Origin of the sequence: Luteolibacter sp., from assembly GCF_039920825.1 — a bacterium.
Classification (GTDB): domain Bacteria; phylum Verrucomicrobiota; class Verrucomicrobiia; order Verrucomicrobiales; family Akkermansiaceae; genus Luteolibacter.
Window position 1 is genome coordinate 103,620 of sequence record NZ_JBDSCX010000028.1, and the last position, 18,727, is coordinate 122,346.

Genomic DNA, 18,727 nt, shown 5'->3' on the forward strand with positions numbered 1-18,727 from the left:
GGGGCCTCAGCTTCTTCACATTGTCTCTGATGTGTGGACTGAACCGGCCTCCGGACTACGCCGCGGCGTGACATCGAAGATCGCAGCCCCGGCCTCGCCTTTGGGTCCTTTCATCGGTGGACCGGCGAGGGTGGCTGCATGCTACGCGAAGGCGTAATATCAACAGATAAGTGTTGAAGTACCCTCAGGGCGCTCGTAGCTGAAGCCCCATCCCTGTCATCCATCCATAACGTTCCATCGTCCCGTCCGCCTCATTCCCATCCTTTGCATCGCTTCCGCTTTTTCCGCCCATGCGGCGGTGAATATCTATCTGTCGCCTAACGGCATCGAGTCGGCGGAAACCAGTGGCATCACCGGCGTTTCTACCGAAACCTTCACCGGGGCCGCCCCGGGGTATCTCGGCAGCTACAGCACCGCCATCGGCTCCTACTCCGGTGACAGCCACGTGATCGCCGAGAACATCTACGGAGGCTATCAGGAAGGCAACTATCTGGGCATCTACACGGGCGAATCCACGACGCTTACGCTGACCGCACCGGTGGCGTATTTCGGCTTCTATTTCTCCGCGGGAGACGCAGGCAATATCGTCGAGCTGTTCAGCGGTGGGAATCTCGTCCTCACCTTCAGGACGGGCGACCTGATCAACATGCTGCCGAAAACCGTGGGTTCCCAGATCCAGGCGATCAACGGCAGTTTCTATAACACGGCGGATTACTATGGCCAGCCGGGCCCGAATCAGGAAGCCACCAACAACGAGCCTTATGCCTACGTCCACTTCGTGGGCACGGCAGGCACTACCTTCGACCAGATCCGCTTCAGTGAACCTAACACCGCCACCTTCGAGACGGACAACCACAGCGTGCGCGCGACCGCTCCGCTGCTGCCGGGTACTCTGGTGGACATCACGGGTGCCGTTCCGGAACCTTCCGGCACAGCCCTCGTTTTGTTTTCGTTGGGAACCCTGGCGATGGTTCGCAGGCGCGCTTGAAGTCGCTGGCATGAACAAATGCCTGCCTCTTTGTCATGCAGGACCGCTTCCCTTTTTCATGTGGGTTTCCATCTCCAGCCGCCTCACAACGCATGGAGAAATGATTCACCATGGAAGCGTGCGATCAAACCGATTCAGGCTGGCGATGCTTGTTAGTCGCGATTTCCCCGTTTGAGGCTGTTGGGCCTGATGGACATTACAGGTCCGCTCCCGGTCACAAGTTCTTGGGTTGCCATTGTTGGGCGGTGACAGGGTCGATCTTCCGCCATTGGCTCATCAGGTTTTCGATGGCTGCGGTGCGCAGCAAACCATCGGGAAAGCGCTCCACCCACGCCGCGGCGGCTTTGGGAGCCGTTTGGGCCCAGCGTTGGACAATGGACACGAGCGTGTCGTCTAACAAGCGCCCCTCGGGCAGTGTGTCAACCGCGCGTGCGGCGGCATTTTCCGGTGCTGTGTCCGACCACGCGACCATTTCGGCGGCCTGAACCTTGTGGCGCAGCGATTCATCGGAAATCGTTCCCGCCCAGTCCATGGCGCCGGCGGCGTCCTTCGAGGCCCACTCCATCGCGGCGCGGCGGATGATTTCATCGCCTTCAGCCCCTGCGGGCGATTCGACCGCGATTCGCAGCGCTTCGACAGGATCGGTCCTAACTGCTTCGTTGGCGGCGGCGAGCAGGAGCGTTTGTTGCTCCGCGGCATCGGGCAGTTGCCGCGCCCACTCGACGGTGGATTTCAAGTCCGTGTTAGCCCACTCGATGGCCACGGACGAAAGCGCGTTCTCCCGGAGCAGACCTGCGGGCAATTGTTCTGCCCAGGCGGCTGCGGCGCAACCATCGGCTTCCGCCCAGCGACGCAACAAACCCCGGGTGGATTCGTGCATGCCGAATCCGGCTTTCTGAAGTTTATTGAGGATGGTAGCTGTGTCGGTGATAGAAATCACCGCCGCCGAGTTAGTCCGGAGTTTCTCACGTGCCTTCAATTTCACATCCGCCTCAATGGCGGCAAACGTGTCGGCCCACCGGTCTTCACGCGACGCGGAAGCACGCTCCCCTCGCAGCCGGGAACGTTCCCGGCGCGCTGCCTGCGGATGCGTTTCGACCGCGCCTGTATCCGCCGCCGAATTTGGCGTGTCGCTTTCGCCGCGCTTGGGCAGGCACATGTAACCCATCAGCAGGACGCCTGTTAGCGACAGGAGCGCCAGCCCGCGCGGGAAACTCGGGCTGGCGTTGTCTTGATTGCGATGGGCCGTCATACCGTGCTTCAAGGTGTGGCGGTGACGTTGCTGATCGTGCTCGTGCAGAGCGTGCCGTCGGCGTGGCTGGTTACAGCCAGCCCCATCGTCGCGCTGCTCGCCATGCTGATGGTCTGGTTTGACCCGATCTGCGTCCAGTTTGTCCCGTTGGACGAATAATACGCGCGGAACGAGTTGTTTGCCGCGCGTTGCAACCGCACATAACGTGGGGCTGTCACACCCGTTACCACGGTATTGACGGTTGTGCCGCCCGTGGCGGTCCGCCGCTGGAAGGTCACTCCGTTGCCCGGGGTAATGAACACCGCCGCATAGAGCGCTCCCGCCGCCGTGCTTTCGCGGATCATCACACCTGCCTTGGCCCACGGATCGGTATTCTGAACAGAGGTGATCTGGGCGCTCATTTCACAATTGCCGCTGGAGGGCTGATGCACGTAGCGAAACTCGTCCGCCGAGTCCCAGATGTCAGCGCCGGAACCAGTCACGGTGAATGTCCCGCCGCTGGCACTCGCGCTGCCGGTCGCCGCGACCGCGCCGATGTCCACCGTCGCCCATGGCGAAGGTAGCGACGGAGCGGATGGAGTGGCGCTGGCTTGGGCTGAGTTCGAGCTTTCACCCCCGGCGTTCAATGCGGAGACGACGTAGTAGTAAGTCGTGCCGTTGGCCAAGCCGGTGTTAGTGAAACTGGTGCCGGTGAGGTTGGTGATCGTGGTGTAGGGACCGCCGTTCACCGTTGCCCGCTTGACGTTGTAGCTGGTTGCTCCACTCGCCGTATTCCACGTCAGCGCGACTTGCGTGTTGCCGCCTGTCGCGGCCAAGCCGGCAGGAGCGGGCGGTGCGGATACTTGCGGTGTGGCGCTGGCTTGAGCCGAATTGCCGCTTTCGCTACCGGCGTTCAATGCGGAGACGACGTAGTAATAGGTCGTGCCGTTGGCCAGGCCGGTGTTAGTGAAACTGGTGCCGGTGATATTGGTGATCGTGGTGTAGGGACCACCGTTCACGGTGGCGCGCTTCACGTTGTAGCTGGTTGCTCCACTTGCCGTATTCCACGTCAGCGCGACTTGCGTGTTGCCGCCCGCGGCGGCCAAGCCGGTCGGTGCGGGAGGAGCGGCCGCTTGCGGTGTGGCGCTGGCTTGAGTCGAGTTGCCGCTTTCGCCACCGGAGTTCAATGCGGAGACGACGTAGTAGTAAGTCGTGCCGTTGACCAGGCCGGTGTCGGTGAAACCGGTGCCGGTGACGCTGGTCACGGTGCTGTAGGGACCACCGTTCACCGTTGCCCGCTTCACGTTGTAGCTCGTCGCGCCGCTGGAGGCGTTCCAAGTCAGTCCGACCTGCGCGTTGCCAGCCGTAGCGGCGAGCCCGCCCGGAGTCGGTGGCGCAACGGGCGGAGCCACAGGTGTGGCGCTGGCCTGGCCGGAATTCGTGCTTTCGCCGGAGGCATTCACGGCACTGACGACGTAGTAGTAAGTCGTGCCGTTGGCCAAGCCGGTGTTAGTGAAACTGGTGCCGGTGACGTTGGTGATGGTGGTGTAGGGACCGCCGTTCACCGTCGCGCGTTTTACGTTGTAACTCGTCGCGCCGGAGGAGGCCGACCAAGTCAAGCCGACCTGCGCATTACCTGCCGACGCCACCAAACTTGCGGGCGCGGGCGGAGGCGTAGCCGGCGGAACGGTCCAGGCGACGGAATCCATATAGCAGGTGCCCGTCCAGGCTCCGTTTGTCGAAAGCCGAAGGCCAAGTTGCTTCAAGGGTGCGGTGTGGCCGGACGGGATCGTCAGGGTGAGCGTGTTCCAGGCGTTGGCCGTTAGGTTTCCATACCAACTGGAGGCCCATGCCCAGTTGTAGTCGCTCAAATAGGGCTCGATCACCGTGACCGCGCTGCCGCCCGGGATCCAGACACGGAAGGTAATCGTCGTGCCGGGAGCCACATTCACGTCGCTCACATTCACGGACGATGTTCCCGCCGTGGTGCCGTTGAAGCTCACCGCCAGCGATTGATTCCCCGCAAAGTGCTGCGCGGTTGAAGTCGCGATTCCTGCGATCTGAGCGCCGCTTGCCGACCAGCGCTGCGTGTCGGTTTCGAAATGGTACTGCGTCGGGTCCGGGTTGACGCCGGGCGTTGTCGCGTGCGCCTCGGGTGAAAAACCGGACGGCCCGGAGCTGTTCACGGCGACCACCTGATAGTAGTAGGTGGTGCCGCTGTTGAGGCCGGTATCGGAGTAGGACGTGCCGGTGAGGCCGGTGATGACCGGTGCGATGGAACTCCCGTAGCCGGATTCCGCCGCCCGGTAGAGATTATAGGTGGTGGCACCGCTACCGGCCGTCCATGACAAGTTCACCTGGCCGGTGCCGGCTGTCGTCGCGGTGAGACCGGACGCCGCGTAGGGGGCGCCGTTCGGAGGCGGCGGTGCGATTCCACCGGTCAACACCGAGACAGCGTCCGGGTTGGTGATCGCGCCGGTGGCATAGTCGAACAGACTGCTCGGCGTGCTCCAATTGAATGGACTCAGGCCGTGGGAGTGGGCGGAATCGACCACATACTTGAGCCAGTAGAGCGAGGAGGCAGTGCTGTAGGCCGCCGCCTCGCCGGTGGTGGGCTTCCCTGCTACCCCGAACTCGCCGATCAATACGGGAATGCCCTTGTCGATATATTGCTCCTTCAACTGTTGGAATCCCGAATCAATGGCCCCTTCTTCAGGCGCGACGCAGTTGCGGGTCGGGTCGCCGGAGTAATGGTAAGCCGGGCCCCAGAAATACTTCGCGATGCCCCAGGATGCGTCTTCCGACAAGATCGCGAACTGGGAAGGCGAGTAGCAATGATACTCTACCATCAGGCGGCCGGGGGTCGGGTCGGGTGGCAGGGTGGTGAACCACGCGGTGTCCCCGCCGCCTTGCAGCACCAGCCAGCGATTGGTGTTGTTGCCGCCGACACCGCGAACCGTGTTGATGAAAGTCTGATAGTAAGCCATCAGCGTGTTCATCGCTGCGGGACTGCCCACGTTCGGTTCGTTCGCCGCAGCAAAGAGCAGGCGGTTGTCGTAGCCGGCAAAGGTGGTCGCGATCTGGGTCCAGTAGGATTGCAGCTTCGCGTTGATCACCGGATCGACAGTGTCGCCGATGTTGTTTTCCATCCAGCCGCCGTCCCAGTGGACGTTGATCATGACATGCATTCCCGCGGCGATGGCCCAGTCCACCGCCTGCTTGACCTCCGCCATATACGCGGGGTTGATCTGATAGGTGTTCGGGTCGGCGTTGAAATTCCACGCGCACGGAATGCGGACAGCGTTGAACCCGGCGTTGGCGGCGGAAACTAACACTCCCTGGGTGGGAGACGGATAGCCCCAGGTCGCTTCAAAGGTATTTCCGAGGTTGAACCCGTAGGTTGGCGTCGGCAGCGGCATGGTCGCGGGCAGGGCGGGCGGGAACGCTTGCAGGCCCAGCGCGAAAGCCGCGTCGAAGCTGTGGCTCGCGCCGGTGGTGATGGTGCCGCCGGCAGTGGGAATCATCGCGATTTCACCGCCAGCGTAGACGTTCGCGGCCACGGCCAGCGCAGCCCAGCCGCCGGTGCTCGGCTTGATGCCGAAGGAAAACGCGTAGGTCTTGTTAGCCTCCAGCGGGACCTTCATCCCGCTCCACTTTAACCAGTCGCCATCGGTGAAGCCCGGATTTGGCGAACTGAATGTAATGAGCGGGGTCGCCGTGCTGCCGCTGATCGAGTAGATGCGCAGGTAATACGTGGGGGTGGTCGCAGGTGTGCCGTAACCACCGCCGGAATTCAACCCCGCCGTTTTAACAGACAGCGACACGAGATTCATCGGGTTCGAGCCCGTGGTAAAGGTCTGACCGGCGATCGGGTTGTTGTCGGTGAAATAGTTCAGTCCGTCGGGCCAGGTCGTGTTGCTGGTCGCGAGTTGGGAGATGTCGTTAGGCCCCGGACTTGGCGCGACCGCCCCGATGCTTGTTAAAGTTTGCGCGTATAAACCGCTCGCCGTGCTCACGACAATAAACAGAAGGATGACTCTGCGAAAGATGATGTTCATAGGTTGGTGGTGGTGGGTTTTTCTAAAGCACAATAAATCGGTTTCAGTTCTCACGATGGGGCATGATGGGTTTCCACTTGCCGGCCGTTAGGGCGGGCCGGAGGGCCGGGGAAAACGAGTTTCCTGCGGTGAGGAGCCGCAACATCCCGTTTCGCGTGGACGCATTTCTTTTGCATTCCCTATCACGGGATACATCACGGGTTTTCATGGGTGGGTTTTTCCATTGCCGCCGGACTACAATAGTTTCCGGTGACCAATGTTTCAGCAGCCAATCATAAACGCACCGCTTTCGTCCACGACCTCAAGGGGTGGATTTTGCTTCCCCTGAATGAGGGGCGGGGCTTGCGGGTGATCAGCAGTAGATCAGGAAAGCGACGTCATTTTCCCGCATCCGCTTGGGAAGCGGCTCGCTGCCGTTTATCCAGCGTCAAGTTTGGCGTTCGATATTCGATATTCATCTGGAAATGATAGCTCGCAAATTTGCAGCGAATCCCTTAATGGGTCCGGTTCAACCATACGGAAAAACCATGATCACCATTCCTTCTTTTCGATTGGGGCAAATCTCCACGGCGGTGTTCGCGCTGTGCTTCGCGGGGCTTGGCACCGCACAAACGAAACTTGATCCGCCGGTGAAGCCGGCGGTGACCGGCAAATTCATCGGCAACGGGAAGAGCGCGGTGCTCAAGTTTGTGATTGTGGAGGAACGGGATCCCTTTGGCGATGAGAACGCCATCGGGCTGCTTTTCACGGAGAAGGATCCGTCGAAATCGAAGAAGCCTTCGTTCGACGCGATGTTCGGGGAACTCGGCAGCGCGCTGAACCTCAGCATGAACTACGAGGGCGCAATTTTCGGCTGTGAAGTCGCGCACAGCGCGCATGAGAAGAAGGAGTTCACCTCGCTCGGCCGGATCAAGATGACCGAGTTCAAGATCGCGGGTGGGAACGTGACCGGTCACGTGAGCACGGGCGGGGAGCTGGATACGTTTGGCGAAAAGTGGGAGGTGGACCTTATCTTCGCCGCGCCATTGCCGGAGAAGCTGCGCAATGCGCCCGCCGCCCCTCCCAAAAAAGCGGTCGCGAAGGATGCCGGCGAGGATGATGCCGACGAACCGGCGGAGCCCAAGGCACCGGCGAGCCCGGTGATCTCCGCGCACAAGCTGCCCATCCCGAAGGATGCGACCGATGTGGAATTCAAGGAGCTCGTGAAGATGATTCAGTTTTCCAGCCCCCAACCGGTTGCTGCGGTGACGAAGGAAATTTCAGCGAGTCTGAAACAGCAGGGCTGGAAGGACGGTGCCGGGAGTTTGGAGGGAAAGACCAATTCGATCCTCAAGCGTGAGCAGGGAGCTGCGAATCTAACCATCATGATTCAACCGGCGGGGGCTGGCAGCGTGGTGAAGTTCATGACCGAAGGCCTCGATTGGAGCGGCGGCGATGACACCGCGCCCTCTCCGCCCAAAAAAGCCGCCAAGGAAGTAAAGGACGCCGAGGACGCCACTGAGGACATCGAAGCCGACGTGCAGAAGCAACTCGACGAAGCGCTGAAAGGTCTGCCGAAGTAACGGCAAGGAGCTGCGGAAGCCGCCCACGCGCCGGTGAGGAAATAAAGCCACCCTTTGTCATTGAGCGATTAAAGGGCATCCAACTGCGATTGTGCCTTGACCCGGCGATCGGCCAACTTCAGTTCTCCGGCGGAATGACTTTTGAACATGAACCCATCGAATGGGATGACGAGATCACCCTGCTGATCGACCGGCTTGAGGAGAAATCTGCAGAAGGCGGGCTGACGCGCCAGGAACGGGCGCTGATGGATGTGGTCGAGACCGTCCAGTTGCTTGATCCCGAAGGCGATGGCTTGCATGAATTCTGGCAGAGCGCGCTCGACCATACACGCATCATCAATTCCTTCGACCTGGTTGGGTCGAGTGCGATGGTCGATGTGCTCAACGCCAGCCAGTGGTGCCAGACGCGCCATGAAGACCGCGACCAATACACCGAGACCGAATCCGACTATCTCGCCACCATCGAAGAAGATCTTTACGAAGCTCTCAGTGAACTGCCTGATCTAGTTGCCGAATTTGTCGAAGACGAACTCACTGAGTAAGTCCGCGCGAGGGTGATTGGCTCATGCCGTGACAGCCTGATGAAAGGCCTGTCCCGGATGGCACTTGGTTAAGACCGATTTCGTTGATAGAGCAGGAATATGTCGCCTTTGTATTCCGGCAGGAATGGCAGAAACAAGGAGCGGCGATCTCCGAATCGCCTCCCATGAGAGGATCATGAAAAGCGATTCTCTCGGGACATTGACTCCGCATGGCTCTGGCGAATCGGAGTCCGCCACTCCTTGGGGCATTGCCTGTCTGAATCGACTCAGTGTTCCGATTCTCCCGGGACCTCGGGCACACCCGGATCATCCAGGATCTGCACCGCCGTGGCACCGGCCAGGTTTTTCCAATCCTGAAGCACCCATACGACTTTCTTATCCTTCGTCACCTCGACGAGCTGGGGACCTTTGCCCTTGTCGCCGCGTGAAGTGAAGATCGTATTGCCATTGGCAAGACGGGTGACGGTCTGGGGAGCGGAAGCGAAATGGTAGGCTTCGGGGAGGTCCTTGACCGTATCGAATTGCCAAACGATTTCCTTCTTCGGATTCAACTCAAGGGTCACGTGATCGCCTTCGTTCGTGATGAGGGTATTGCCATTCTTCAAGCGGAGGGCGGCCCACGGCATTTTTACGTCGTATCTCCAGATCTCCTTGAAGTCCTTGTCGAGTTCCACGACGTAGCCCATGCCGAAGACGGAAAGCAGATAGGTTCCCTGGGCGGTCACGCGGGCCCGCCGATACTGGCCGTGGATGCTGTTGGGATTGGAGGTTTCCTGGCTGGGAATCACATGGTCGACCTCGGTGACTCCCGTCTTGATGTTGACGATTTTCAGCTTCGGCGGCAACCCGTTCTCGACGAACATGACCTTGTCGAGGCCGATGGGTTGGCAAGTGTGGATTTCCGTATGATCCGGGGTGCCCGAAGCCTTCTTGCAGTCGTAGTGCCACACCACCTTCTTGTCCGGAGTGATCATCTCGATGTATTCCATCCGGCTATAAAGGATGTTGCCGTTTGAAAGCATCCAGACGTCGTCGTATTCGTAGCTGGTTCCGGTGGAGTAGCTCCAGATCACCTTGCCTTCGTTGACCAGGAACATCTTGTCGTAGTTCTCACCGACATAGAGCATCGGATGCTGCGCGAGGCCCTTGCCAGGGAGATCGGGCGGAGTCTCGGTCATCTTCCAGTTGACCGGGGACTCGACCTCGTGGGGACCAAAGGCGGGAACATCGGGCCCGGTGAACAAGTGGAGCGCGTCCATGCAAGGGGTCGCGGACTTTTCCGGCGTTGCGGTGACGGATGCGGCCGATAGGCCGATCGCGGGAAGGACGGATAACAACCAGTTGGGTTTTGTTTTCATGGTTTTCTGAGGAAATCTGGCAAAGGGGGCTTGGCGGATAGTCCATCCGCTGCGCCGCCGGGCTGGCTGGAATCGTCGGATGATACCGCAGCCTGCTTCGCGGCTACCGTAACCCGCCGGCTTTTGAAAACATTGCGCACTAATTTCCCGCGAAGCCATTTCTATCCAGTCGGGTAGGACGCCCGGAATGCGGAGGCCGCTTGTGGCGGCACAAAGTCATCCGCGAAGCGCAGGCTGCATGGCCGAAGGCAATTCGATCCTCGCCGATGCGTATTTTCAGACACGCTGTAAAGGCCTGCCCGCTGTCATCAAAAATAAAAAAGGAGAACCATGGGGTTCTCCTTTTCATGGTTCACAGGCATCGCCCGGCGCTGGCTCTATTTGGGGACCAGCGTATAACTGATCTGGGCCGGCGCGGTGGTGGTGCCGAATATCACGACAGGACCGACGAAGGTGAGGTCCACCGAGGTGACCTTCTTTGTCTTGGGCGACTTGTGAACCGTGGCGGTGGCGGTTGACAGCACGCCGGTCGATTCAAAATACCCGTCGCTCGTCGCGGATTTTGAAAAGGCCGGTATCGAAATACCCTTTGGGGCCTTGAACTGCTTGGAGGTGATGGTGAGGTCGATGAAGGACGCTTTTTTGTATTGAGGATCGTTGGCGGGACGTTTCCCGTTCACGGAGACAACCGTGACGGCTTTCACTTTGAAGGCTACTGCCTCAGCTTTAACTTGGGGGGCGGCGGCCATCGAGATGGCTCCGATCAGTGCGAGTGCGATGGTTTTCATAGGTTGGGGAAGAATCTTGTCATCTCGAGGACAAACAACGAAAGGCACTGAAAATGTTTGAAGTCCGGCGGTTGTCCAGAAATTTTTCCCTCCGGAGCCCGGCTGTCAACCGGCAGCGGGACATGCGGTCCTTGGATTAAAAGCCTGTCCCTCTGTCCTGAGAAGTTTCTGACGAAAGGCCTTTCCCTCTGTGAGACTGCTGCCATCTCCGCGTCGAAATGATTTTCAATACCCGGTACGACCATGGAGCTCAGCATCCCGGAGAGCCCCCTCACGGCTGCCATAGAGCGGCGACCTGAATCCGTCCGCAGCGACGAAATGCCAGCGCCCCTTGTTTGGCCCGCTTGAAATTTGGAGGACGGTGCGCTCTACCGCAGAAGGTGTCTTCTGCTTTGGCTTACTGACGGAGGAGGACGTTTTGCGGCTGGCTACTTCACCGCTCAAACGCCGCACCTCAGCTTCAACCTTGGCCATGTCCTTCGCGAGTTCGCGATAGGTGCTTTTCAGAGAATCCAGTTCGCCACCAGGGCCCACCTTCGCCTGAACCGCAGCGGCAGCCTTGTCGGCATGAGCCTGTAGGATCCTGTTCTTTTCCTGTTCCTTCGCCAGGTTTTCGGCCAATCGCTGGGAATCGGCGCGCGCCTCCTCAATTTCCAGGTCCTTTTTCGATAGGGCCTCTCTCAAATCAGACTCCAGATTCTTTCTGCTGATCTCCACCGTTGCAGCCTTGCCGTAGGCTTCATCGAGCAGTCGATCACTTTCCTTTGCTTGAAGCAGCTCGTAACCCGAGAACGCAGCCAGTACTGCCGCGGCTACGCCCAGGCCCACGATCATGGCCTTGGGAGAGCGGGTTGCAACTTCAGTGGCAGGCGGGAGTTGGCTGGTATCCCCGTCCGGCCCGGAGAGGGGCTGATCAGGGTGAGCTTCTCCACCGATGAGCTCTGCTTCCGCTGAAAGAACCGGTTGGGGCTCCATCGGAACAGATTCCAGACCGCGGGACTCTTCATAGCTATAGCGAGGGATTTCGTCAGACATGGCGTATTAGAGGATTGAGGTTTTGACTGCCCGCCAACCTTACGGGTTTTGGCAGTCACATTCATTGTTCGTAATAATAGGTGTGCTGGCCGCCCTGCCAAGATTTCTTTCGGTAGCGGTTGTTTTAAGGCGCGTCCGGGTGGCGTCAGGAGTCTTCGAGAACCAAGGTGCGGTCATCATCGAGGGAAATTTCCTCGGGACTCCAGGTCGGTCTTTGATCGATGCCGTCCGGGTCGGGATTGTATAACCAAAGACCACCAAAAGGGTACCAGTCCCGACTAACAAGCATTGCTTCCAATCTTAACAAATTCGTCTGGCGCACCGGGTTTTCGTTGAATCGGCGCAGGGCTCTCGTCACGTTGCCTTCGTGGCCCATCCCGAGGCGCTCGGCGATCCAGCGATTCTTCACCCCGGTTCGCTTGCGGATCAGGGTCGCGACCAACGTCGTTTCTTCGATCCATTTCCCTTTGCCCTGCAATTGTTCTGCCTCGGTGGGGACGTCCAGCGCCCGCAAAGCGGCCATCGCGATCCGCTCAGCCTCCGCCTCATCGTGAGCGCTCGCCGCTTCTCCCGACACGCTGCCTTTCTTCCGCTTGGGTCCGGCATCATGCGCAAGCGCCTCCAGCAACCGATCTCCAAAACTTTTCTCGCCCAAATACCAACCGCGCCTCAATTCCTTGAGCGCCGCGTCCGTGACGGCTCCGTTGGCATCCTTCGCTCGCGCCTCAAGGTAGCCCGCGTAGGCCCTTGCCACCCCGGTTGTCTTCGGAAAGCTGGAACGCCCTCCCGCCGCCTCGTATCGCAAGGGTCTTGCCATGGGTTCCTCTTAAAACATCCGGGGTAAAAGCTGCAATGCTTGTTAGTCGGGACTGACCCCATCGATGGGTCGTGCCATGACAGTAGAGAAACCTCAGCCGTCCGGGCAGGTAATGCTTGGAAGTCGGAACTGGCCCCTGACCCTTTGATTGGCTGCAAAACCTTAGGATTCCCAGCGCCTTTCAGCGGAATCACATTTCAGCGAATCGTCGCGTGCAGGTGGATGGTGCCAGGATCGGTGACGGGGAGAATGACGTGGGCGTAGCCGTCGGACCCGGTGGTGGGATCGGGTGTGATCGGGGTGGACTGGGAGCCCGGGCCGGAAGAATAGATGGCGCGGAGCGTGAAGTGTTTGCTGTCCGGCAGCCGGATCGGATAGGAGAAATCGCGGTTGTTTCCCCGGATGATGGTGAATATCTGATCGGAATCCTGAAGTTTGGGATTCAGGCCGGTGGCGAATTCGACGGAGGCGGGAATGCCGTCACCATCCGAATCATCGTTTGCAGGCAGACCCTCTTTGCCGTAGGCGGACATGTATTCGGAGAAGGACATATCAATCGCGTCAGGGGTTTTTCCCAACAGGTCGACGAGAATTTCGGTGGCACTGAGCGGCGCGATACGGGTGTCGTAGCGCACGTTGAAGGCATCGATAATCTGGTTGGCGATCACCGCCTGGAGGTTGGTGTTCGGGTGGAAATTGTCACTCGAGGGACCGTTCAGCCAGACGTGATCGACTTTCCCGGTCGTGGATCCATCGTTGGCGTAAGGGATGCCTTGGATGCAGAATGTCTTGTTCCAGAGCATGGACAAGGTGGGCGAATACACATCGGCGTATCCGATGTCCCTGGACTTCGCGAGATTCTCAAGCTTGTCGTTGAGGTCGCGCAGCACGCGGCTGACGCGGGGGGTCTTGACCGGATCGGTCGGCCACTTTGACTTTACACGCGGCGTGATACCGACGTGCGGGACATTGACGAGGACAACCTGGATGTGCGGATTGAGTTCGAGCACGCGGTCCACGATGCGGGTGGCATCCAGCACGTATTGACTGACGAAATCACCGGGATTGTCGTTATTGTAGATTTCTGGATAGACACCACGGACATCATTTCCGCCGATGAAAATAACAACTCGCTCGGCAGTATTGCGGATCTGATCCTCCAGATCGCCGACGGCGAAATCGGTGGATTCGTCGAAGTCGGTGTAATCCAACAGGTCCGCAAGATCGGGATCGATCATGGAATGCATGGTGGCTTTGTGATTCATGAATTTCCAGAGCTCATGGATGCGCAGGCCGGGAACGGCCCAGTTGTTTCGATTGCGGAGGAAAAAATCGTAATCGCTGCCCCCAGGGAACTCGATGCTGAGGTATTGTCGCGGGCCAAGATGGAACGAGCTGCGCCGCTGCCCGGATTTGTTGAGGATTTCCGCCCAGTTGCGGACTCTGGAGCTGAAGCCATCCCCGTAATCCGGCCCGAAAGGATTCTCCACCTGATGGCCGAACTCGGTTTCATAGGCGAAGGTCAGCGAGTCACCCAAGGTGACCACCTGCTCGGTTGCGGACAGGGGTTGGAGCGCGAGGATGAATGGCAGTAAAAGCGTGGGTTTCATGGGATAGGTAGAGGTGTCGAATTCTTTCGGACAAGATGAACCTACCACCTGATCGGGCTACCGCCATGGGGAAATACCCTACCGAAGCGGGGAGCATCGATCGTCCGACAATGGAGTGAACAGAAGTTTCGAATCCTGTGATCAAGGGCCGCGCTTGCCCGTCATCTCATGATCCGCCAATACAATTTCCATCAGAAGCTTCTGGCGGCATGACAGAGGGACCGGCATGAATGGCACGATGGTCTCCGGATCCATGTGGTTTCGTCGGCGAAGGGTCATCTGGCACAAATCCAGTTTTGAGAGACTCGGGCGAAGATGGTCATTCGATCTCCGTCGTTCAAGCGATTCCCTTCCGAAGCTCCCGCAAGCTCCACAGTACCCCGCTCGCGGGCGCGGCGTCTCCTTTCAGCCGTCGCGCCCCTGTCTTCCGCTTCGGACCGAAACGCTCGCGGGCACTCGCAAACGCTTCGTCCACGAAATTGCGACTGCCGATCACCGCGCCGTCCGTAAAATAACGGACCCGGCAGCGCAGCAATTTGCCCAGCGGGATCACTCGATCCTTTTCGCGTTGGCGCTCCGCCTCTTCTTTCGAAATTCCCTTGCGCAAGGTCTTCGTGATGGTCTTTCCGTCCCGACCCACGCTTTCCACGGATTTTCCAACAGTTCCTGCCATCAGCTGCTTCCGGTATTCCTTTGAAACTCCGCTAGCCCATAAATTGGCATCCGCCGCGATCCCTTGATGCGCCCGAAGAGCCCTCACCAAGCCGGCCCGCGCGGTTTTTCCGTTCCCTTTCGAGCCACCACCGATCGCCTCGCCATAACTGCTCCAGCGATAGTCCGCCGGGTCTTTCACCATTCCGGCACGCACCGGATTCAGGTCGATGTAGGCTGAAATCGTCTTCGCCGCCACGCCATCCTCGACGATCACGCTCTTGAACCGATCCTCCCACAACCGCCCCGTCCTGGAATGAGCGCGGTTGAACCACTGGGTGAAACGTTGCAGCAGGCCCTTCATGAACTCACCCAGATCCTGCATCCGGTAGGTGAAACGCATGTGAATGGCTGCCAACGATTCCTCCAATCCGGATTCCTCCACGTAAACCGCTGACCTGGCATCCGCCAATTCCTTTGCCACTCCGGCGACAAACGCCTCACTGTCACTGTAAATCGCCGACAGCCGCTTCAAAAGCTCCTGATCCGACAACCCGGAATCCGCCATCGGTGGAACTTCAAGCAACAGATGGAAGTGGTTGCACATCAGGCAGTAGGAAACCACCCGGCAGCCGGTGAATTTCTCCTGCAAACGCATCAAAGCCCGGAATTTCTCTTTCTCCTCCGGCCCAAAGGCGAACCGCCGTTCCACCACGCGGCTAATGACATGGTAAAACACCGGTTTCCCGGCGGATTTCCGCCATTCAGCCAGCCATCGCGCCTTTCTCATGGGGAAGAACTACCGGGGCGGGGGAGAAATGGCAAGAAAAGACTCTGATTAAAGGCCTGTCCCTCTGTCATGTCCCTCTGTCATGTCCCTCTGTCATGCGTGTTTTTTCAGTTATCTGGGAAGATCGCGAATCTCATGCAGTGTGGCGACCAACTTCTCGTGTCCTTCCGGGCGACGCTTGATCCAATGCTTCACAAATAACGTTTGGAGATTCTGGATGTCCTTGGCTCTACTTTGATTGAAAAGACATCTTGCCAAGATAGCGAAACGCTCCTTGGGACTCGCTGCATTTAGTTCTATCATTTTCTTGCTGACATCGGCTTCTGGCAGGATGTCGTCCAATTGTTTCTTGCAAAAATCTTCATCCCAAAATTCGGCTTCAAGTTTGTCAAAAGGGAAAAACAGGACTCTTTGTCTCCAAAAGTCTAAATACTTCTCCTGTAATTCAACCAGTTGATCTACTCTTCCACCGCTCTCTCCGCCGTCTGTCGAAAATTTGATTGTTTGGCCGGCACAAATTTTGATCTTTTGATCGTAGAAAGATTCGTTCCTGTCCGCTGGGGCGACGGTTTGTGGATCTATTGCCTCGTCCCTCCTTTCGTCACCGTCGAATAAAACAATGTGTTTTTTGAAATTCTCTAGTGAATAATTCGATATATCTTCTTTCATTTTCCCAGTGCCTCCAGGATAAAATTGGATATCGACGAGGTTGGAAAACTCGGGAATTTCGGCTTCAAGCGAGAGTTCAATCGAAGCCTTTGCAAGATAATCTTCTACACGGACAATCACTTTGTCTGTAATCGTGTGGCCAATCGACACGAAGGCCTCGTCGACGTTTCTGTTTTGAAAAACTTTAAATTGACCCTGCAGGTTGTTTTCAAAGACCTTTATTGCTGATGAAGGCAAGCCCTCAATCATCGCTGGCGAATGAGTCGTAAATATGATCTGAAGCTTGTTGGTGAGGCTGCGTTTTAAGAGGAATCTTAGGAGATTCTTTTGAGCTCCCGGATGTAGCGAATATTCGGGCTCATCAAGTAAAACCAAAGAACTTGTTTTTGCCCGCATTAGTCTTTGAACCATCAAAACTACAGCTACCTCTCCACTGCCTGCATTCGCCTCGCTGTATGACAAAGAATCAGATTTGAAGAGCACGCTATTTCCCCACTCCTTATAAAATTTATGCCGAAGAACCTTTCCTTCGACATAGTTTTTTCCCAGAATTGCGCAGACCACCTCAAGCTCTTCATCACTTAAGATCTCAACTTTTTCGGCACTTTTTTCACTATAAATTTTCTCCCCAGAAAATGATCTTTTCACGAAGGCGGATCTTTCCCTGAGGATGTCTTGTTTAGACCTCCTTTTTGCCCTATGCCAAGGTTGGACTTCTTCCAGATAAAAGAACCGATCAAAGGCGCTAATCTGGAAGCGGAAATCAATCTGGTGTACCTCCATTTCAATCGCCGGGTGCCTTTGGCCTGCGAGCATAGTCATGCCATACTTTTTCAGCGGTCGACTGGGCTCCCAATAGTCAGGGTTTTTACTGTTTCCTTCTTTCTTGTTCCATTGAATCCGAGTCTTAAGAACCTCTACCGTTTCTCGCTTTTGATTCTTGTAGCCATAAATAAAGCAGTTCCGTTTACCGCTACCTTCTTCAATAGGGTCCATACTCGTAGAGAACCAAAATAATCCAGTGCTGTAACCTTGAGGGGCACCAAAAAGCGCTTGTAAAACGCTACTTTTGCCGGAGCCGTTGCTTCCGACTAAAGCCGTGATCGGGAAGTCGAAATTTATAACTGTGTTTTCCTCTAAATTCTTAAAGTAGGGGAATCTAATGTAGTCGATGAAGGTCTTGAACGAACCCCTGGCACCTGCTAGCTTCTGAACAAGAGCTTCAGTAGGTTCAATTTGCATAATTTAACGAGGGAGATTGTTGTAAATCGCAGTCAGATGCTTTCCAATAAGTAGTGAAATCCTAGGCGGTACAGCATTTCCAATTTGCTTCGCAATACCTTGCAACGGCCCAAAGAACTTGTAGGTTTTTGGGAACGTTTGCAATGTAGCTCCCTCGCGCAATGAGATAGCTCTGTCCTCCTCTGGGTGGCCAAATCTTCCATTTGAAAAGCTGTTGAAGCGAGTCGTTATTGTAGGTGCCGGTTTACTCCACGACATTCTCGCATATACGTCTGAGAAATTCTTAGGATTTAAAGTGTAGGAATCAACGTGCAGATTCTTTTCAGATGGGCAGTTTCTGCGCATGCCGCCATTTTTCGGTGTAATTTGAATTCTTCTTAAATTCCCTTCGCTAAGATTGCTAACTGTATGAAGAAAAGGAGATGTGTCGATGTGCCCTGCAATAACTGGAGGGAATCCATTCGTTGTGCCCAGGACAGCCGAAACCGATATTGGTTTGGCGTGTGTCTCATTTGGCATCTTTAAGTTTGTAGTTAAGCGGGAAGCCAGAAGAACAAAGCGATGCCTGGTTTGAGGGACGCCGTATTTGGTTAAATCAAGTACTTCTGAGGTTACTGAATACCCAAGATCTCCCAGTGCTTCAACGAAGCGAGGTAAAATGGAGCCTTTTTTGCTTACGATCCCCGGCACGTTTTCGACTACCACCCAACCGGGGCGAAGTTCCTCAATAAATCTAAGAAATTCCAATAGGAGATATGCAGAACCTTCAGATTTTTTCTTGTTTGTCTTTAACTTGCTCCAGAACTGACAAGGGCTACAGCCAATCAGTAGCAGGTTGTCTTGATTTTTGCGTATCCCTAGCGTCGATTTGAGAAAACTAGGAGTGAGATTTTCGATGGGAGTGTGGATGAATTGACTGCCTTTATTGTTTCGTAGGTAAGCATTACGACAATTTTCGTCGCTATCGATGCCCGCAATTACTTTTACTTTGGCTTTCGACATGCCATAGGTCATGCCGCCTACTCCGCAGAAAAAGTCTATCGCCACCAAGTGTTTTTCAATTGGTGAAACAAAGGGCGTTCGCCTAACGACGGGTTTTTGAGCCCTTCTCGGCGATGGGTGTGCGTTTAACACAATAAGGCTACATTTCGGTCTTCTCAGAGTATTACTGGCAAGCCTCGCAAGTTCCGCCGTTCATCATCGCTTCCAAAGAACACGCGTTCTTTTCCTCGGCGGTGAAGGTTTTGGGCTCGGTCGCCGCTCCCATGACGCCGCGGGTTTCCTTTTTGACGTCGATGGTGGATTTCTCGATGTTGGAGGCTTGGAGGGTGCGGAGGTAGTAGGTGGTTTTGAGGCCCTTGTCCCAGGCGCGGCGATACATGTGCG

The 18,727-nt window shown here is 56.7% G+C and carries 14 protein-coding genes; 3 read left to right on the forward strand and 11 right to left on the reverse strand.

Annotated elements, in window-relative coordinates:
* Nucleotides 1–298 precede the first annotated feature (298 nt).
* Entirely contained in the window at nucleotides 299–988 is a 690-nt protein-coding gene (locus ABIQ96_RS07395) for a PEP-CTERM sorting domain-containing protein (protein ID WP_348213928.1), read from the forward strand.
* A gap of 214 nt (nucleotides 989–1,202) precedes the next feature.
* Here ABIQ96_RS07395 and ABIQ96_RS07400 read toward each other — a convergent pair whose 3' ends face one another.
* Nucleotides 1,203–2,240, reverse strand: a complete 1,038-nt coding sequence (locus ABIQ96_RS07400; RefSeq protein ID WP_348213929.1) for a hypothetical protein — start codon at nucleotides 2,238–2,240, stop codon at nucleotides 1,203–1,205.
* A gap of 8 nt (nucleotides 2,241–2,248) precedes the next feature.
* Nucleotides 2,249–6,277, reverse strand: a complete 4,029-nt coding sequence (locus ABIQ96_RS07405) for a cellulase family glycosylhydrolase (RefSeq protein WP_348213930.1) — start codon at nucleotides 6,275–6,277, stop codon at nucleotides 2,249–2,251.
* Nucleotides 6,278–6,804: 527 nt separating this feature from the next.
* On the opposite strand from ABIQ96_RS07405, the gene ABIQ96_RS07410 reads away from it, so the two are divergent.
* Entirely contained in the window at nucleotides 6,805–7,839 is a 1,035-nt protein-coding gene (locus ABIQ96_RS07410; protein ID WP_348213931.1) for a hypothetical protein, read from the forward strand.
* 134 nt (nucleotides 7,840–7,973) lie between these two features.
* Nucleotides 7,974–8,381: a hypothetical protein gene (locus tag ABIQ96_RS07415; RefSeq protein ID WP_348213932.1), complete on the forward strand. Its 408-nt coding sequence runs from the start codon at nucleotides 7,974–7,976 to the stop codon at nucleotides 8,379–8,381.
* Between the two features lie 266 nt (nucleotides 8,382–8,647).
* On the opposite strand, the gene ABIQ96_RS07420 is transcribed toward ABIQ96_RS07415, so the two are convergent.
* The 9 genes from ABIQ96_RS07420 to ABIQ96_RS07460 form a co-directional block, all read right to left on the reverse strand.
* Nucleotides 8,648–9,739, reverse strand: a complete 1,092-nt coding sequence (locus tag ABIQ96_RS07420) for a hypothetical protein (protein ID WP_348213933.1) — start codon at nucleotides 9,737–9,739, stop codon at nucleotides 8,648–8,650.
* A 377-nt stretch (nucleotides 9,740–10,116) separates the two neighbouring features.
* Nucleotides 10,117–10,527 (reverse strand): hypothetical protein, encoded by a 411-nt coding sequence (locus tag ABIQ96_RS07425; RefSeq protein WP_348213934.1) that lies wholly within the window; start codon nucleotides 10,525–10,527, stop codon nucleotides 10,117–10,119.
* Nucleotides 10,528–10,752: 225 nt separating this feature from the next.
* On the reverse strand, nucleotides 10,753–11,562 hold the full coding sequence (locus ABIQ96_RS07430; protein WP_348213935.1) for a hypothetical protein: 810 nt from the start codon (nucleotides 11,560–11,562) through the stop codon (nucleotides 10,753–10,755).
* A 145-nt stretch (nucleotides 11,563–11,707) separates the two neighbouring features.
* Entirely contained in the window at nucleotides 11,708–12,379 is a 672-nt protein-coding gene (locus ABIQ96_RS07435) for a hypothetical protein (protein WP_348213936.1), read from the reverse strand.
* Nucleotides 12,380–12,576: 197 nt separating this feature from the next.
* Nucleotides 12,577–13,989 carry an SGNH/GDSL hydrolase family protein gene (locus ABIQ96_RS07440; protein WP_348213937.1) on the reverse strand — a complete coding sequence of 471 codons (1,413 nt, stop codon included), beginning with the start codon at nucleotides 13,987–13,989 and terminating at the stop codon, nucleotides 12,577–12,579.
* Nucleotides 13,990–14,326: 337 nt separating this feature from the next.
* A complete protein-coding gene (locus tag ABIQ96_RS07445) occupies nucleotides 14,327–15,430 on the reverse strand; it encodes a transposase (protein WP_348213938.1) in 1,104 nt (367 codons plus the stop codon).
* Between the two features lie 111 nt (nucleotides 15,431–15,541).
* Complete coding sequence (locus tag ABIQ96_RS07450) at nucleotides 15,542–17,341, reverse strand: AAA family ATPase (RefSeq protein WP_348213939.1); 1,800 nt, start codon at nucleotides 17,339–17,341, stop codon at nucleotides 15,542–15,544.
* Nucleotides 17,342–17,344: 3 nt separating this feature from the next.
* Nucleotides 17,345–18,388, reverse strand: coding sequence for a DNA cytosine methyltransferase (locus ABIQ96_RS07455; RefSeq protein WP_348213942.1), 1,044 nt, complete (start codon nucleotides 18,386–18,388; stop codon nucleotides 17,345–17,347).
* 118 nt (nucleotides 18,389–18,506) lie between these two features.
* Nucleotides 18,507–18,727 (reverse strand): hypothetical protein (locus ABIQ96_RS07460; protein WP_348213940.1); only part of this gene is annotated, 221 nt, incomplete at its 5' end.

What these genes read in the sequence shown, in the direction of transcription:
- ABIQ96_RS07450 (WP_348213939.1), bottom strand. Translation starts at nt 17,341, where the DNA reads ATGCAAATTGAACCTACTGAAGCTCTTGTTCAGAAGCTAGCAGGTGCC.
- ABIQ96_RS07430 (WP_348213935.1), bottom strand. Translation starts at nt 11,562, where the DNA reads ATGTCTGACGAAATCCCTCGCTATAGCTATGAAGAGTCCCGCGGTCTG.
- ABIQ96_RS07445 (WP_348213938.1), bottom strand. Translation starts at nt 15,430, where the DNA reads ATGAGAAAGGCGCGATGGCTGGCTGAATGGCGGAAATCCGCCGGGAAA.
- ABIQ96_RS07415 (WP_348213932.1), top strand. Translation starts at nt 7,974, where the DNA reads ATGACTTTTGAACATGAACCCATCGAATGGGATGACGAGATCACCCTG.
- ABIQ96_RS07435 (WP_348213936.1), bottom strand. Translation starts at nt 12,379, where the DNA reads ATGGCAAGACCCTTGCGATACGAGGCGGCGGGAGGGCGTTCCAGCTTT.
- ABIQ96_RS07410 (WP_348213931.1), top strand. Translation starts at nt 6,805, where the DNA reads ATGATCACCATTCCTTCTTTTCGATTGGGGCAAATCTCCACGGCGGTG.
- ABIQ96_RS07425 (WP_348213934.1), bottom strand. Translation starts at nt 10,527, where the DNA reads ATGAAAACCATCGCACTCGCACTGATCGGAGCCATCTCGATGGCCGCC.
- ABIQ96_RS07405 (WP_348213930.1), bottom strand. Translation starts at nt 6,277, where the DNA reads ATGAACATCATCTTTCGCAGAGTCATCCTTCTGTTTATTGTCGTGAGC.
- ABIQ96_RS07440 (WP_348213937.1), bottom strand. Translation starts at nt 13,989, where the DNA reads ATGAAACCCACGCTTTTACTGCCATTCATCCTCGCGCTCCAACCCCTG.
- ABIQ96_RS07400 (WP_348213929.1), bottom strand. Translation starts at nt 2,240, where the DNA reads ATGACGGCCCATCGCAATCAAGACAACGCCAGCCCGAGTTTCCCGCGC.
- ABIQ96_RS07420 (WP_348213933.1), bottom strand. Translation starts at nt 9,739, where the DNA reads ATGAAAACAAAACCCAACTGGTTGTTATCCGTCCTTCCCGCGATCGGC.